The 16,506-nt window shown below is 64.6% G+C and carries 13 protein-coding genes and 2 tRNA genes; 12 read left to right on the top strand and 3 right to left on the bottom strand.

The window, feature by feature from the left end; all coding sequences use genetic code 11:
* Positions 1 to 66 precede the first annotated feature (66 nt).
* The 7 genes from oxc (at position 67) to oxlT (ending at position 8,614) form a co-directional block, all read left to right on the top strand.
* Positions 67 to 1,815 carry an oxalyl-CoA decarboxylase gene (oxc, locus tag M3A49_RS12645; protein WP_254355125.1) on the top strand — a complete coding sequence of 583 codons (1,749 nt, stop codon included), beginning with the start codon at positions 67 to 69 and terminating at the stop codon, positions 1,813 to 1,815.
* A 36-nt stretch (positions 1,816 to 1,851) separates the two neighbouring features.
* Entirely contained in the window at positions 1,852 to 3,102 is a 1,251-nt protein-coding gene (frc, locus tag M3A49_RS12640; protein ID WP_266228965.1) for a formyl-CoA transferase, read from the top strand.
* 171 nt (positions 3,103 to 3,273) lie between these two features.
* Positions 3,274 to 3,708 carry a PAS domain-containing protein gene (locus tag M3A49_RS12635; RefSeq protein WP_266228964.1) on the top strand — a complete coding sequence of 145 codons (435 nt, stop codon included), beginning with the start codon at positions 3,274 to 3,276 and terminating at the stop codon, positions 3,706 to 3,708.
* 18 nt (positions 3,709 to 3,726) lie between these two features.
* Positions 3,727 to 3,984: a hypothetical protein gene (locus M3A49_RS12630; protein WP_266228963.1), complete on the top strand. Its 258-nt coding sequence runs from the start codon at positions 3,727 to 3,729 to the stop codon at positions 3,982 to 3,984.
* 202 nt (positions 3,985 to 4,186) lie between these two features.
* On the top strand, positions 4,187 to 5,755 hold the full coding sequence (locus M3A49_RS12625; protein WP_266228962.1) for a Re/Si-specific NAD(P)(+) transhydrogenase subunit alpha: 1,569 nt from the start codon (positions 4,187 to 4,189) through the stop codon (positions 5,753 to 5,755).
* 9 nt (positions 5,756 to 5,764) lie between these two features.
* Positions 5,765 to 7,159: an NAD(P)(+) transhydrogenase (Re/Si-specific) subunit beta gene (locus M3A49_RS12620; protein WP_266228961.1), complete on the top strand. Its 1,395-nt coding sequence runs from the start codon at positions 5,765 to 5,767 to the stop codon at positions 7,157 to 7,159.
* A 114-nt stretch (positions 7,160 to 7,273) separates the two neighbouring features.
* Positions 7,274 to 8,614, top strand: a complete 1,341-nt coding sequence (gene oxlT, locus M3A49_RS12615) for an oxalate/formate MFS antiporter (protein WP_416338949.1) — start codon at positions 7,274 to 7,276, stop codon at positions 8,612 to 8,614.
* Between the two features lie 28 nt (positions 8,615 to 8,642).
* Here the strand turns inward: oxlT and M3A49_RS12610 are convergent, their stop codons facing one another.
* From M3A49_RS12610 to M3A49_RS12600, 3 genes are all read right to left on the bottom strand, one after another.
* Positions 8,643 to 8,948, bottom strand: coding sequence for a hypothetical protein (locus tag M3A49_RS12610; RefSeq protein WP_266228959.1), 306 nt, complete (start codon positions 8,946 to 8,948; stop codon positions 8,643 to 8,645).
* 260 nt (positions 8,949 to 9,208) lie between these two features.
* Positions 9,209 to 9,295: transfer RNA gene (locus M3A49_RS12605), tRNA-Leu, on the bottom strand.
* A gap of 176 nt (positions 9,296 to 9,471) precedes the next feature.
* Positions 9,472 to 9,558: transfer RNA gene (locus tag M3A49_RS12600), tRNA-Leu, on the bottom strand.
* A gap of 394 nt (positions 9,559 to 9,952) precedes the next feature.
* Here M3A49_RS12600 and rnr point away from each other — a divergent pair.
* The 5 genes from rnr (at position 9,953) to M3A49_RS12575 (ending at position 16,281) form a co-directional block, all read left to right on the top strand.
* Positions 9,953 to 12,415, top strand: coding sequence for a ribonuclease R (gene rnr, locus M3A49_RS12595; RefSeq protein ID WP_266228958.1), 2,463 nt, complete (start codon positions 9,953 to 9,955; stop codon positions 12,413 to 12,415).
* Between the two features lie 217 nt (positions 12,416 to 12,632).
* Positions 12,633 to 13,376 carry a 23S rRNA (guanosine(2251)-2'-O)-methyltransferase RlmB gene (rlmB, locus tag M3A49_RS12590; protein WP_028204851.1) on the top strand — a complete coding sequence of 248 codons (744 nt, stop codon included), beginning with the start codon at positions 12,633 to 12,635 and terminating at the stop codon, positions 13,374 to 13,376.
* Between the two features lie 123 nt (positions 13,377 to 13,499).
* Positions 13,500 to 14,195: a ribose-5-phosphate isomerase RpiA gene (gene rpiA / locus M3A49_RS12585; RefSeq protein WP_266228957.1), complete on the top strand. Its 696-nt coding sequence runs from the start codon at positions 13,500 to 13,502 to the stop codon at positions 14,193 to 14,195.
* Between the two features lie 808 nt (positions 14,196 to 15,003).
* The gene (locus tag M3A49_RS12580) at positions 15,004 to 15,597 is read left to right on the top strand and encodes a hypothetical protein (protein WP_266228956.1); all 594 of its coding nucleotides are present in this window, start codon (positions 15,004 to 15,006) and stop codon (positions 15,595 to 15,597) included.
* 72 nt (positions 15,598 to 15,669) lie between these two features.
* Positions 15,670 to 16,281, top strand: a complete 612-nt coding sequence (locus M3A49_RS12575) for a hypothetical protein (RefSeq protein WP_266228955.1) — start codon at positions 15,670 to 15,672, stop codon at positions 16,279 to 16,281.
* The last annotated feature ends 225 nt before the right edge of the window (positions 16,282 to 16,506 follow it).

Below are 16,506 nucleotides of genomic sequence, written 5' to 3'. Positions count from 1 at the left end.
ACTAATATTGTGTGTGGAATATTGTATATCACGAGTCACACAACGCCCCGCCAAAGAGGAGACGTCATGGCAGAAGCAGGCATCAACGAGGTACAGCAGAACCCTGTGCCCGAAGCGCAGCAAACGACCGATGGTTTTCATCTCGTCATTGACGCGCTGAAACTCAACGATATCGACACGATCTTCGGTCTCGTCGGTATTCCGATCACCGATCTCGCCCGTCTCGCTCAGGCCGAGGGCATGCGCTTCATCGGCTTCCGGCATGAGCAGAACGCCGGCAACGCCGCGGCCGTGGCGGGCTACATGACGAAGAAGCCGGGCATCTGCCTGACGGTCTCCGCGCCGGGTTTCCTGAACGGCCTCACGGCACTGGCCAACGCGACCACGAACTGCTTCCCGATGATCCTCATCAGCGGTTCGAGCGAACGCGAGATCGTCGACCTGCAGCAGGGCGACTATGAAGAGATGGACCAGCTCAACGCGGCGAAGCCTTATGCCAAGGCGGCGTATCGCGTGCTGCACGCCGAGGACATCGGCGTCGGCGTGGCGCGCGCGATTCGCGCGGCCGTTTCGGGCCGTCCCGGTGGCGTGTATCTCGACCTGCCGGCCAAGCTGCTTGCCCAGACCATCGACGCTGTGAAGGGCCAGCAGTCGCTCATCAAGGTCGTCGACGCGGCGCCGCGCCAGATTCCCGCACCGGATGCGGTGCAGCGCGCTATCGACGTGCTCAGGAATGCGAAGCGTCCACTGATCCTGCTCGGCAAGGGCGCCGCCTACGCCCAGGCCGACGCGCAGATCCGCGAACTGGTCGAGAAGAGCGGCATTCCGTATCTGCCGATGTCGATGGCCAAGGGTCTCTTGCCCGACACGCACGAGCAGTCGGCATCGGCTGCGCGCTCGTTCGTGCTGGCCGAGTCGGACGCTGTGGTGCTGATCGGCGCGCGCCTGAACTGGCTGCTCTCGCATGGCAAGGGCAAGACGTGGGGCGCGGGCGCCGGACCGAAGCAGTTCGTGCAGATCGACATTGCGCCGACCGAAATCGACAGCAACGTCGCCATCGAAGCGCCGGTGATCGGCGACATCGGTTCATGCGTGGAAGCGCTCGTTGCCGGCCTCGGCAATGACTTCCCGAAGCCGCCGGCAGAGTGGCTCGATGCCGTGGCCGAACGCAAGAACAAGAACCTGGAAAAGATGGCCGCGACGCTCGCGAAGAACCCGTCGCCGATGAATTTCCACAGCGCGCTGCGCGCCATCCGCGACGTGCTCAAGACGCGTCCCGACATCAACGTGGTCAACGAAGGCGCGAACACGCTCGACTACGCGCGCAGCATCATCGACATGTACCAGCCGCGCAAGCGCTTCGACTCGGGCACGTGGGGGATCATGGGCATCGGCATGGGCTTCGCGGTCGGCGCGGCCGTGACGAGCGGCACCCAGGTCGTGGCGATCGAGGGTGACAGCGCGTTCGGCTTCTCGGGCATGGAGCTGGAGACCATCTGCCGCTACAACCTGCCGGTCTGCACCATCGTGTTCAACAACAATGGCGTGTATCGCGGCACGGACGTCAACCCGAGCGGCGGCTGCGACGTCGCGCCGACGGTGTTCGTGAAGAACGCTCGCTACGACAAGATGATCGAGGCCTTCGGCGGCATCGGCCATCAGGCGACCACGCCCGAAGAACTCACGAGCGCACTGCTCGAAGCGATCGCGTCGGGCAAGCCCACGTTGATCAACGCAGTCATCGACGAATCGGCCGGGACCGAAAGCGGCCGCCTCACGAATCTGAATCCGCAAAGCGCGGCCATGAAGAAATAAGACCCCATAGATCAGGTAGATCAGGAGATACGAGAAATGAGCAAACCCCTCGACGGTATCAAGATCATCGACTTCACGCACGTACAGGCCGGTCCCGCCTGCACGCAGATGCTCGCGTGGTTCGGTGCGGACGTGATCAAGGTGGAGCGCCCGGGCGCCGGCGACGTGACGCGCTCGCAGTTGCGCGACATTCCCGAAGTCGATGCGCTGTACTTCACCATGCTCAACAGCAACAAGCGCTCGCTCACGCTCGACACGAAGAAGCCCGAAGGCAAGGAAGTGCTGGAAAAGCTGATTCGCGAATCGGACGTGATGGTCGAAAACTTCGGCCCCGGCGCGCTGGATCGCATGGGCTTCACGTGGGAGCGCATCAAGGAACTCAACCCGAAGATGATCGTCGCTTCGGTGAAGGGGTTCAGCGAAGGCCACCACTACGACGACCTCAAGGTCTATGAGAACGTCGCACAGTGCGCGGGCGGTGCGGCCTCGACCACGGGCTTCTGGGACGGTCCGCCCACGGTGAGCGCGGCTGCGCTCGGCGACAGCAATACGGGCATGCACCTCGCCATCGGCATTCTCACGGCGCTGATCGGCCGCGACAAGACCGGCAAGGGCCAGAAGGTGGCCGTGTCGATGCAGGACAGCGTGGTCAACCTGTGCCGCGTGAAACTGCGCGACCAACAGCGCCTGGACCGCCAGGGTTTCCTCGAGGAATACCCGCAATATCCGCACGGCACGTTCAGCGACGTCGTGCCGCGCGGCGGCAACGCGGGCGGCGGCGGCCAGCCGGGCTGGGTGCTCAAGTGCAAGGGCTGGGAGACGGACCCGAACGCGTACATCTACTTCACGGTGCAGGGCCACGCGTGGGAGCCGATCTGCCACGCTCTGGGCAAACCCGAATGGATCAACGACCCGAACTACGCTACGGCGCAGGCGCGTCAGCCGCATATCTTCGACATCTTCGCGACGATCGAAGCGTGGCTCGCCGACAAGACCAAGTTCGAAGCGGTCGACATCCTGCGCAAGTTCGACATTCCGTGCGCACCGGTGCTCAGCATGAAGGAAATTGCTAATGACCCGTCGCTGCGCGCTAGCGGTACTATCGTCGAAGTGCCGCACAAGGAGCGCGGCGCGTACCTCACGGTGGGCAGCCCGATCAAGTTCTCGGACCTGAAGCCGGAGATCACGGGCTCGCCGCTGCTCGGCGAGCACACCGACCAGGTGCTGGCCGACCTCGGCTACACGGCGCAGCAGATCGCGGCGCTGCACGAGGTGCGCGCGGTTTGAGTTCCGCCTCGAGTTCCATCAGCTGAACGCAGCACGCAGGAAGCCGGCGCGGCCAACGGTGCGCCCGCGCAGCACCGCAATACCAGACTGGCAGGCAGGACGCCGCGCGGCATGTGCAATGCGTGCCGCGCGACGACGATAAACGATCACTCACCCCACATAGTCATCGCCATGCAATCCGCCATCGATTTCGAGCAGCTCGCAAACGCCATCGGGGACGCCATCGTCATCTCGGACGCAGCCGGCGACATCACGTTCTGGAATCCGGCGGCCACGCGCATGTTCGGCTATACGCCGGAAGAAGCGCTCGGCAAGACGCTCGACCTGATCATTCCCGAGCGGCTGCGCGGCCGTCACTGGGAGGGCTATCACAAGACGATGGCGACCGGCCAGACGCGCTATGGCAACGACGTGCTGCGCGTGCCGGCCGTGGACAAGGCGGGCAAGGCGCTTTCCATTGCCTTCAGCGTGGCGCTTCTGCACTCGCCGCAGGGCGAACTCGACGGCATCGTCGCCGTGATCCGCGACGAGACGGTGCGCTTCCAGGAGGAGCGCACGCTCAAGAAACGCATCACCGAACTCGAAGCACAGGCCCAGCAATCCTGAAACCTCGGGAGCTCTTCGATGCACACCGAAAGACTCGGACATTTCGAGGTCGAACTCTCGGCCCGGCAAATGATTCACAACGGCGGCTGGGCCGCGTTCGCCGCGATCCACGCGGTCGAGCCCGCAGCCGACGCAATGGCGGCGGCCGTATTGCCCCGTCAATGGGTGGTCGACGAAACCGTATTCGAAAGCGAGGCTGCCGCCATTGCCGGTGCGCGCGAGGCGGCGCTCGCTTTTCTCAAGAGCGGCAATTCGCCGAGCCTGGGCGTGTCATAGGGCAAAGCCCTCATCGAGCCGCGGCATATAAAGCATTCCAACATGGGGCCGGAGTAAGGCGCTCAAGCGCCAACTCCGGCCGACACAGGAGACGTTTCATGAAGTCGTGGCTACGCTTTCGGCGCGCCAGATGCACTGGCGCGCCGCCGATTCCGTTTGTTCCCGCCGCAGCGCGCTCTGATGTGAAGCTCGGAGGCGCATCATGGCGTTGACGATCGCGGTCCCCCGAGAGACATACGAAGGCGAACGACGCGTCGCCGCGACGCCGGAAAGTGTGGCGCAACTAATTAAACTCGGTTACGCCGTCGAAGTGGAAACGACGGCGGGCGCGAGTGCTTCCTACCCGGACGACGCCTACCGCGCGGCAGGCGCGCGCGTCGTGGACGACGCGCAAGCGCTCCTGAGCGGCGCAGATATCGTCGTCAAGGTGCGTCCGCCTTCGAGCCAGGAAGTGCAGCGCCTGAAACCCGGCGCGACGCTGATCGGGTTCATCTGGCCTGCGCAAAACACTGCACTGCTCGAACAACTCGCCGCGCGCGAGGTAACGGTGCTCGCGATGGACTGCGTGCCGCGCATCTCGCGCGCGCAGAAGCTCGACGCGCTGAGTTCGATGGCGAACATGGCCGGCTATCGCGCGGTCGTCGAGGCGGCCCAGCATTTCGGCCGCGTTTTCACGGGGCAGATCACGGCGGCCGGCAAGATGCCGCCCGCCAAGGTGCTCGTGATCGGCGCGGGCGTGGCCGGACTCGCGGCGATCGGCGCCGCGCGCGGTCTTGGCGCCATCGTGCGCGCGTTCGATACGCGCCCTGAAGTCGGCCAGCAGGTCGAAAGCATGGGCGCGGAGTTCCTGAGCATCGATATCGAGGAGGAGGGCGGCGGCGCGGGCGGGTACGCCAAACAGATGAGCGCGAAGTTCATCGAAGCGGAGATGGCGCTTTTCGAGGCCCAGGCGCGCGAGGTCGACATCATCATCACGACGGCGCTGATTCCCGGCAAACCGGCGCCGCGCCTCATCGACGCGAAGACGGCGGCGTGCATGCGCGCGGGCAGCGTGATCGTCGACATGGCGGCCGAGCAGGGCGGCAACTGCGAACTCACTCGCCCGCGTGAGGTCGTGAATGCGAACGGCGTGACCGTGATCGGTTACACGGATCTGCCAAGCCGCATGGCGAACCAGTCGAGCCAGCTGTACGCGACCAACATCCGCCATCTGCTGACCGATCTCACACCTGCGAAAGACGGCGAGTTGAAGCTCGACATGGACGACGTCGTGCAGCGCGGCACCACGGTGATGCAGCTCGGCCGGGTGTGCTGGCCGCCGCCGCCGGTGCAGGTCTCGGCAGCGCCGCAAACGGCTGCGCAGGCGAAGCCCGTTGCCGTCGCTAATGGCGACGCGAAAGAAGCCACCGCGCAGTCCGCGCGCCGCAACGGCGTCTGGTCGCTGGCGGCGCTCGTCATTGCCGCGTTGCTGCTGCTTGCGCTCGGCGCCGTCGCGCCGCCCGCATTCGTCGCGCACTTTACGGTGTTCGTGCTGGCGGTGTTCGTCGGCTATCAGGTGGTCTGGAACGTCACGCCCTCGTTGCATACGCCGCTCATGAGCGTGACGAATGCGATCAGCGGGATCATCGTGATCGGCGCGTTGCTGCATCCGGGCAACGCCAGCACGATCGTGACCGTGCTGGCGGGCATTGCGCTCGTCGTCGCGACCATCAACATCGCGGGCGGCTTTCTCGTCACCCAGCGCATGCTGAAGATGTTCCAACGGACCTGAGGAGACGTCATGCTCAACGGAATCGGCAACATGGCGTGGCTCGGTGCGGCGACGCTCTTCATCCTCAGCCTGCGCGGGCTGAGTCATCCCGCAAGTGCGCGGCGCGGCAACCTGTATGGCGTGACCGGCATGCTGATCGCCGTGCTCGCCACGCTGCTCGTCACCGGCGGTGCGGGCCTGCAAATCGCGCTCATCGCCGCGCTGGTGGGGGGCGGGCTCGGCGCGATGCTCGCGCGGCGCGTGGAGATGACGCAGATGCCGCAACTCGTCGCAGTGCTGCACAGCTTCGTCGGTCTGGCGGCCACGCTCATCGCCTTTGCCAACTTTCTTTCGCCGCAGACCCCGATAAGCGGCGTCGAGCGAGCGATTCACGACACCGAGATCTATGTCGGTGCCTTCATCGGCACGGTCACGTTCAGCGGTTCGATTGTCGCGTTCCTGAAGCTGCAGGGCACGGTGAGCGGCAAGCCGCTCGTGCTGCCCGCGCGACATCTGCTCAACGCGGTCGTGCTGGGCGCGTGCATCGCGCTCGGCTATCGCTTCGTCAGTGCTCCTGATGGCGGCGACGCACTCTACGCGCTCATCGTGATGTGCGTGCTGGCGGCGGCGCTCGGCGTGCACCTCGTGATGGCGATCGGCGGCGCGGACATGCCCGTGGTGGTCTCGATGCTCAATAGCTACTCGGGCTGGGCAGCGGCGGCAACGGGCTTCATGCTCGACAACGATCTGCTCGTCACGACGGGGGCGCTGGTTGGATCGAGTGGCGCGATTCTCAGCTACATCATGTGCCGCGCGATGAATCGCAGCTTCGTTTCGGTGATCCTGGGCGGCTTCGGTACGGTGAGTTCCACGGCAAGCGAGGCACCGCAAGGGGAAGTTGTGGCGACCAGCGTGGACGAAGTGGGCTCGCTGTTGCGCGACGCGCAGGAGGTCGTGATCGTGCCGGGCTATGGCATGGCCGTCGCGCAGGCACAAGGCACCATCAGCGAGATCACGCGGCGGCTGCGCGCGTTGGGCATTCGCGTGCGGTTCGGCATTCACCCCGTTGCGGGGCGCTTGCCTGGCCACATGAACGTGCTGCTCGCGGAAGCGAAGGTGCCCTACGACATCGTGCTCGAAATGGACGAAATCAACGAAGACTTCACGAGCACCGACGTCGTGCTCGTGATCGGCGCGAACGATATCGTCAATCCGGGCGCACAGGAGGATGCGGGCAGCCCGATCGCCGGCATGCCGGTGCTGGAGGTGTGGAAGGCGCGCACCGTGGTCGTCTCCAAGCGCAGCATGGCGACTGGCTATGCGGGCGTGGACAATCCGCTCTTCTATAAGGACAACACACGAATGCTGTTTGGCGACGCGAAGGGAAGCGTCGACGCGCTGCTGCGGCAACTCGAAGCGGCTTGACGTTCGAAGCAAGGCGCGGCGGACGCACGTCTGCCGCGCTGGCGGTAACGCGGTAAATGGCGCACGCACCGGCGTCGAGGCGATGCGAAACAAGCCCGCGCGCAATCACAACGGATGGAGACAGACAACGTGGCATATACCGATCGTATCGATGGCGGCTACACGGCCCGGCGGCACAACCGCTGGGTGCAGCTCGTCGCCGGCATTCTCTGCATGGGGCTCGTGGCGAACCTGCAGTACGCGTGGACGCTCTTCGTCGTGCCGATGGACGCACGGCATCACTGGGGGCAGGCCGCGATCCAGCTCGCCTTCACCATTTTTATCGTGACGGAAACCTGGCTCGTGCCCGTGGAGGGCTGGCTGGTCGACCGCTTCGGCCCGCGCCCCGTGGTCATGGGCGGAGCGTGCTGCGTGGCGCTCGGCTGGGTGCTCGACGCGTGGGCGCCCGCGCTGCCGGTGCTCTACGTCGCGGCAGTGATTTCGGGCATCGGCGCGGGGTGCGTGTACGGCACGTGCGTCGGCACCGCGCTCAAATGGTTTCCCGACCGGCGCGGTCTCGCCGCCGGCATGACGGCGGCCGGCTTCGGCGCGGGCGCGGCGCTCACGGTCATCCCGATCTCGAACATGATCCAGCAATCGGGCTATGAGCGCGCGTTCGTGTTCTTCGGACTCCTGCAGGGTGCCTGCATCATGGCGCTCGCGCTGGTGATGGTGCGGCCGAAGCCTCCCGCACACGTGGCGGGCATGAAGCGCATCGTGGCGACGAAGACCGACTATACGACGAAGCAAATGGTTCGCGCGCCCGTCTTCTGGGTGATGTACGCGATGTTCGTCTGCGTGGCGGCGGGCGGCATCATCGCGACGGCGCAGATCGGCCCGATCGCGAAGAGCTACGGCTTCGCCTCGATGCCGGTCACGCTCGTAGCGGCAACGCTGCCGCTGCTCACCATGACGCTCTCGATCAACAATCTCTGCAACGGCTTCACGCGGCCGTTGTGCGGGCTCATTTCAGATCGCATCGGCCGCGAGAATACGATGTTCATCACGTTTCTCGGCGAGGGACTCGCGCTGCTGGGCTTGCGCGCGTTCGGCCACGACCCGTATCTCTTCATGCTGTTCTCGGGGCTCGTGTTTTTGTTCTACGGCGATATCTTTTCGAACTTTCCGGCAACCTGCGCCGATACGTTCGGCGCGAAATACGCGGCCGGCAACGCGGGCACGCTCTATACCGCGAAGGGGACCGCGGCGATGCTCGTGCCTGTCGCTACGCTGCTGGCGCTTCATGGTGGCTGGAACATGGTGTTCGACATGGTCGCCTGCGTGGCGATGATGGCTGGCGTGAGCGCAAAGGTGATCTTGCAGCCCATGCGCCGGCGCTGGATCTTTCGGTCGGGCGAGGAGGCGAAGATTGCCGATTCGGCGTTCGGTCCTTCGCCGCTGCGGTCGCATGAGTGAGCGCGTTTTTGATGGGCGCCCCCAAGCGCTACGGGCGGGCAGTGCGGTCGTGATCGCGGCGAGCGGATGGGGGGCGCAATGCCCGCATCACCCGCGCGGCGCCCTGTATTCTTGCGCGCACGCGTGAGCGCCGTACGCGTCGCGTATCGATGCGGGCCTGCTCGCGACGCGGGTCCGCTTCGGCGGCGCGCTCGTTTTCCAGCCCGAGATGAGCATAACGGCCCTCGCCGGCGCTTTTCTCGAGCCGGCGCTCGGGCAGCCGGGTTGCGAGCAGCCAGGTCGCGGCGGCGCCAAAGCTGACGGCGGCGATCGCTGCGACGACAACGAATTCCATTCGGCCTTCCTCAATCGACTTGTCATGGGTTTGCACGCACGCGCCGTGCCGTGCCGTGTGGCAATGTATACCATGAAACATAACGAGTGCGTGGCCGCATCGTTCGCTGCGATAGCCTTGCGATTCCAGCATCGGCGTGTGTGGAAGGAGAGTGGAGGCGGGGAGAGACAAGCGGATACCGGCCGCAAAACGAAAAAGCCCGCAGATTTGCGGGCTTTTTCGATGAATCCTGTGTGCTGCTAGTTCTGCTTGATGAGACGTGGTGCCCAAGAGAGGACTCGAACCTCCACAGTGTTGCCACCGCCAGGACCTGAACCTGGTGCGTCTACCAATTCCGCCACCTGGGCACGTCTTCAAGCTAGAACGAGATTTTGACGCGATTTCGCGCGCCTGTCAATAGTTCCTTTCAAAAAATCTTCATCTCGGGAACGCGGTTGCTGCGTTTTGCGCGATAGCAGGGCAGTTGTGCTCGTTGCCACTGCCGGAAATGAAAAAGGCCGGCATGAAGCCGGCCTTTTGAATCTGGTGCCCAAGAGAGGACTCGAACCTCCACAGTGTTGCCACCGCCAGGACCTGAACCTGGTGCGTCTACCAATTCCGCCACCTGGGCAAGGTGTCGTTTGCTGTTCAACGTGTTGTGCAGCAAAGACCGAGATTATAGCGGGCACAGAATGACTGTCAAGCGTTTTGTGGGGGGCGATAAAGCGCGGCTGCCGAAGCGTTGCAGACCGCGTCGAGCGGCCGTCTCGTCACGCTGCGAGGCCGCTCCCACGGCTCGTAGGGTGCGATGCGGGTGTTAGAATGCCTCGCAGAAGTTCCGCCGGCAAAAGTCCGTGATTCAGGTGCTGCGTGCAGCGTGGCGCACGCAGTGCAAGCGGTCAGGCAATCCACGTTACGGGCCGGCAGATTGCAGCACTCGAAGACCGGGCGCCGCCCGCATGTATCGCACATCAGGCCGCGCGAAATCCGACGTCCACGCAACGAGAACAACCATCGACAAGCCCTTGAGCAAATATCCGTATCCGATTCCCAGCCGCGAAGAGATTCTCGGCGTGCTGCGGACCAGCGACTCGCCGTGCACCGCGAACGATATCGCCGAGGCGCTCGCTATCAAGCGCCAGGAGCGTGAAGGGTTCTTCCGGCGGCTCGCCGCCATGGAGCGCGACGGGCAGATCCGGCTCGACCCGCGCGGCCACTACCAGCTTGCCCATCCTTCGAATTTCGTCGCGGGACGCGTGCAGGGGCATCGCGACGGCTACGGCTTCCTCGTGCGCGACGACGGGCAGGACGATCTGTTCCTGCCGCAAGGCGAAATGCAGAAGGTCATGCACAACGACCGCGTGCTCGCGCGCATCGTCGGCTACGACCGGCGCGGGCGGCCGGAAGGGCATATCGTCGAAGTCACCGACCGTGCGAACCGCAGTGTCATCGGGCGCCTGCTCAACGAGAACGGCGCGCTGATCGTCGCGCCGGAAGACAAGCGCATCGGCCACGATATCCTCGTCACGCAGAATCCCAAGAAGGCCAAGGTCGGCCAGGTCGTGGTCGTCGAACTCACCGATTTCCCCAGCCGCCATTCGCAGCCGCTCGGCCGCGTGATGGAAGTGCTCGGCGACATCGACGATCCGGGCATGGAGATCGAGATCGCCGTGCGCAAGTACGGCGTGCCGCACGAGTTCAGCAAGCCCGCGCTCGATGAAGCCGCGAAGCTGCCCGACGCCGTGCGTCCCACCGACATTCGTTATCGCGTGGACTTGCGCGACGTGCCGCTCGTCACCATCGACGGCGAAGATGCGCGTGACTTCGACGACGCCGTGTATTGCGAGCCGATGCAGGTCGGCCGCGGCGAGGGCTTCCGTCTGATCGTCGCCATCGCCGACGTCTCGCATTACGTGCTGCCGGGCAGCGGTCTCGATGTGGACGCGATCGAGCGCAGCACCTCGGTGTACTTCCCCCGCCGCGTGATTCCGATGTTGCCCGAGAAGCTCTCGAACGGGCTCTGTTCGCTCAATCCGCATGTCGACCGCTGTGTGCTCGTTTGCGATATGGTGATCACTGCGCGCGGCGAGATCAAGGGGTACCAGTTCTATCCGGGCGTCATGCACTCGGCGGCGCGGCTCACCTATACCGAAGTCGCCGCGGTCCTCACTAACACCAAGGGCCCCGAGGCGACGCGCCGCGCGGCACTGTTGCCGCAACTGCAGAATCTCTATGGCGTGTACAAGTCGCTCTTCGCCGCGCGCCAGAAGCGCGGCGCGATCGATTTCGACACGACCGAGACGTATATCGTCTGCAATGCGCAAGGCAAGATCGAGCAGATCGTGCCGCGCCAGCGCAACGACGCGCACAAGCTGATCGAAGAGTGCATGCTCGCGGCCAACGTGTGCGCGGCGGACTTCATGAAGCGCCACAAGCACCCGGGCCTGTACCGCGTGCACGCGGGGCCGACCGCTGAAAAGCTCGAAAACCTGCGCACCTTCCTGCGCGGCATGGGCCTTTCGCTCGGCGGCGGCGACACGCCGCACGCGAGCGACTACGCTGCGCTGATGGCGCACATCCGCGACCGGCCCGACGCGCAGATGCTGCAGACCATGCTGCTGCGCTCGATGCAGCAGGCCGTGTACAGCCCGGACAATATCGGCCACTTCGGGCTTGCCTACGAGGCTTACGCGCACTTCACGAGCCCGATTCGCCGCTATCCCGACCTGCTTACGCACCGCGCGATCTACGCGATTCTGCAGGGCAAGAAGTACCAGCCGCAGGCGCCCGAGGGCGTCGAGCTCAATACCGCGCTCTCGCCGCGCGCTCGCGCCATGCAGGCCGAGGACGAGGAAAAGCGCGGCAAGCGCGCCCGGGGCGCCAACACGGCGATCTGGGAAGAACTGGGCCTGCACTGCTCGGCGAACGAGCGTCGCGCCGACGAAGCCTCGCGCGACGTCGAGGCCTGGCTCAAGTGCTACTTCATGCGCGACAAGCTCGGCGAAGAGTACGGCGGGATGGTGAGCGGCGTGACGTCGTTCGGCATTTTCGTGCAGCTTGACGCGCTCTTCATCGAAGGTCTCGTGCACGTGACGGAACTGGGCTCGGATTACTTCCAGTACGACGAGATCAAGAACGAACTGCGTGGCGAGCGCACTGGCATTCGCTATCGCCTGTCGGACCGCGTACGCGTGCAGGTGAGCCGCGTGGATCTCGACGCGCGCAAGATCGACTTCCGCCTCGTGCGCGATACGCCCGTAAAGCCGGGCGGCAACCGGCCGATGCCGGTCGACAAGAGTGGCATGGACGGTGGCCCGCGTGTGCGCGCGCTGCCGGGCGGCGACATGGCGCGCCAGAAGAAGGCCGCGCCGGCGCCGAGCGTCGCGGTGAAGGAGGCGCGCGCGGCGCGCGGCGCCGCCAAGACCGCGAAGAAGCGCTCCGCCGTGAAGCCGACGCCCAAGAAGCAGGCGCCGCGCAAGAAACGCTGAGCGCCATGCATGCGGAGCGCCAAACGCGCTCCGCAGCCGTTTCCTATCCGGGCCGCGCCACTGTGCGCGTGCCCGGTTTTTTCACTTGCGTGCCGCGTCGGGTTTTGCCACATGGGCGCGGCTTGCATACGCCGGACCGCACAACGCGGCCGGCGACCATCGTTGTTGGCGGCGCTGTGTCTGCGCCGCAAAACGTTCATCAGGGGTTGTCTCAGTCATGTCACGTCTCAAGGTTCTTTACGGGTTTCATGCGGTGATCGCACGCTTGCGGCACGACGCGTCCACGGTCGAGGATGTCTACTACGATCCGACGCGTCGCGACCGCCGCATGCAGGACTTCCTGCACACCGCGAAGGAAGCCGGCGCGCGCGTGATCGCAGCCGACGAAACGCGCCTCTGGGGTCTCGCGCACACGGAGCGCCACCAGGGCGTGGTGGCCCGCGTGCACGATCTGGCGCTCGCGCAGAATCTCGCGGAACTGCTCGACGGCATCCAGGGCTCGCCGCTCCTGCTCGTGCTCGACGGCGTGACCGATCCGCACAATCTCGGCGCGTGCCTGCGCGTGGCCGACGCCGCCGGCGCGCACGCCGTGATCGCCCCGCGCGACCGCGCCGTGGGTCTGAACGCGACGGCCGCAAAGGTGGCGAGCGGCGCGGCGGACACTGTTCCCTACATCACCGTGACGAATCTCGCGCGTGCGCTGCGCGAACTCAAGGACGCGGGCGTGTGGGTGGTGGGCACCGCCGGCGACGCGAGCGCGAGCCTCTACCAGACGAAGCTTGACGGCCCCGTGGCGCTCGTGCTGGGCGCCGAAGGCGAGGGCATGCGCCGCCTCACGCGCGAAACCTGCGACGAAGTCATGCAGATTCCGATGGCAGGCACGGTCGAGAGTCTCAATGTTTCCGTGGCTTCGGGCGTGTGCCTGTTCGAAGCGGTGCGCCAGCGCTCGGCTGCGCGCTGATCTCCCAGCGATCGCCCGCCGGATAACCTGTCGCGCGATCCTGCGAGATGCGGGCAGCCCGTGCCCGCATCTCCGGTAAACTATGCGGATTCCGCGTTTTTCTCCTCCTCGGGCTGTACTCCCATGACTCAAGACGAACTCAAGCAACTGGTCGGCCAGGCCGCCGCCGACTATGTCAACGCGAACGTGCCGGAAGGCGCCGTGATCGGCGTCGGCACGGGCTCCACCGCGAACTGCTTCATCGACGCGCTGGCGGCGAGCAAGGGCCGCTACCGCGGCGCCGTGTCGAGCTCGGTCGCGACCACCGCGCGCCTCGAAGCGCACGGCTTCAAGATCTTCGATCTCAACGAGATCGAATCGCTGCCCGTGTACGTGGACGGCGCCGATGAAATCGACGGCGCCGGCGCCATGATCAAGGGCGGCGGCGGCGCGCTCACGCGCGAGAAGATCGTCGCTTCGGTGTCGGACGTGTTTGTCTGCATCGCCGATGCGAGCAAGCGCGTCGACGTGCTTGGCCAGTTCCCGCTGCCCATCGAAGTCGTGCCGATGGCGCGCACGGCCATTGGCCGCCGCGTGACGGCGCTCGGCGGCGTGCCGGTGCTGCGCGTGCAAAAGGACGGCTCGCCCTTTATCACCGACAACGGCAACGAGATCCTCGACGTCAAGGGTCTGCGCATCAGCGACCCGCACACGCTCGAGGCGCATGTCAATGCATGGCCGGGCGTGGTGACGGTGGGTCTGTTCGCCGCCCGCGGCGCGGACTTCTGCCTGCTCGGCGGCGAAACCGGCGTCGAACGCATCGAATACCGCAAGACCTGAGCGGCCTCGCGCGAGCGGCACGTGCAACAGGCTTCTGCCTGATTTTGCCTGTGCGCTGCCGCTCTTTATTCCGGCAGGCCTGCGTGGCCTGCCGAACCGAACGTCGCGATTAATCATTAAAAGAACGCGATTCGATTTCTGGTTGTCTGCGCATCTATCCGAAACTTCAATTCGCCTTTCGATTATTTTTGAAAGGAAATCCCCGAATTCAAGGTCTTCGCAATTCGCTACGTTGAGAACCGCACACAAAAATGCGAATGGCGTAGCAATAGTCTGACTGTCTGAGATATAAATTCACCGTCCGGCGACGTTATGCAAACGGTTCGCTAAAAGAGACGTCGAAACGACCGGGTAGGGGAAGGGCGGCGCGCAAAAATGCGCAGCGGCTCGAGGGTTTCTGTCAGGCAGTGCGTGAGAGTTCGTGGCGTACGCCGTGCGGTACACGGGGAAATAATGACAACAGCGGGTGTCGGACGATTTGTATCGGACTACTATTCAACGTGGTCCGCCAAACGTACAGGGTTTTACGGGGCATTCCTTTCTGTTCTCCGGATTTTCAATTCTGCATGACCGCCTGATTTACGCGAATGCGTAAAGCTTAATGGTGCTCTGCGCGCGAGTTTTAATCTGGTCACTCCGTTAAACGGTCTTCCCGATATCGGGTTGGTCCGCGGGATATTCGCGCGTTTTAAATGCAGTGATTTTATCGGCATTGCAATCGAAGTCGTGTTAAATGCGCCCGCGCTATCAGGGGGAGTGCGCGCGCATTCATCCAACGTTCCCCTGTTTTATCAGGAAGACCACAATCATGAAGAAGATTCAGGCCATTTCGCTCGCCGCCATGCTCTCTTTCGGTTCGGCTGCCGCATTCGCAGGCGGCGCCGGCGGCATGGGCGCGCCGTCTTCCTCCACCACGTCGGCGGTGGGCGCAGCGGGCGTCGGCTTTGGCGCTACGGCACTCACGTCGAACTCGACCTCGTCGGTCAACGGCAGCTTCACGTCGGCGCTGACGGTGCCGGGCCATATCGACGCCACCGTGTCGCAAGGCAACCAGTCGTTCTCGAACGCCAGCCTCACGTTCGGTTCGAGCTACACGACGCAAAACGGCAACTCGCAGACCTACGGCCAGACGGCTAACGGCTACGTCGGCCAGACCGGCACGACGACCACGAACCAGAATTCGTCGACGCTCGGCTTCACGAGCGCCACGCAGTCGGGTTCGCAGAACTTCAACTCGTCGGTGATCAACACGTCGTTCGACGGTTCGAGCGGCAGCTACGGTGGCTCGGGCTTCACGTCGAACGCAACCGCGAACGGCACCAGCACCGCCAATGCGGACGGCGGCGTCGGCATCGTCGCAGCGGGCGGTTCGGGTTCGCTCACGGGCGGCATGCACTGGTAATCCGAACGGGTCAGCCGTTCACTAGCGCGTCGGAAAGGGGGCGTTGCCCCCTTTCCGTTCACGGAGAGAAGAATGAGCAAGCTGAAACAAAAAATTGCCGTTGCCGGGGTGTTGCTGTTTGCAGGCGCCGCGTGGGCGCAAACCACGCCGACGATGACATCGGGGACCACGTCCACGTCGAGCCAGACGAGCACTGTCTCCAATACCGTCGTATTGCCGAGCGGCGGTACGTCGGACGTCACGTATCACGGCGGCTACGATGTGCGCACGACGCCCACGGTCTACGCGCCGGCCTTGACGGCTTCGGTGACCGAGACCTGCTGGGGCAGCATTTCCGCCGCAGTGTCGGTGGTGGGCGTGGGCGCGACGGCCGCGGGCACCATCAAGGATATGGACTGCAACAAGCGCCTGAATGCGGCCGTGGCCTGGCGCATGGACCGCAAGGACATTGCGTTCAACATCATGTGTCAGGAAGACGACTTCCGCGAGGCTGCCGCGCTGACCGATCATCCATGCGGCGACAAGCGCAAGGTCGCGAACAACGATGGCGCGCCCGTGCAATTGCGCAATGCCGAGACGACCCCGGATCCGAAGCTTCAGGAGCCGACCGACCCGTTCGTGCGCGAACGCGAGCACTTGCCCGCGTTGCCGCTTGCACAGGCTCTTGTGTCTTCGGCCCATTGAGTCCCGCAAGGCTGAAGAGAAGAGGGGGCGCTCCTGTTCTCTCCAGCTAACCCGGCGAGATACGATCGATTCGGTATCCTATGTTCCCGTTTCCTTCGACCTTGCCTGACTGATCGCGCGATGGCGCAGGCAAAGTGAGCGGGCGCGCAAAAGCGTACCGCCTCGGGCACGCTTTGTTCTGGGACGACGCAGCGGCGAACTCGCGGCGCGAAACACGCGCGCGCG

This window comes from Paraburkholderia sp. CNPSo 3076 (assembly GCF_026343935.1).
Lineage (GTDB): Bacteria > Pseudomonadota > Gammaproteobacteria > Burkholderiales > Burkholderiaceae > Paraburkholderia > Paraburkholderia nodosa.
This window is presented reverse-complemented; position numbering and strand designations above follow the sequence as displayed.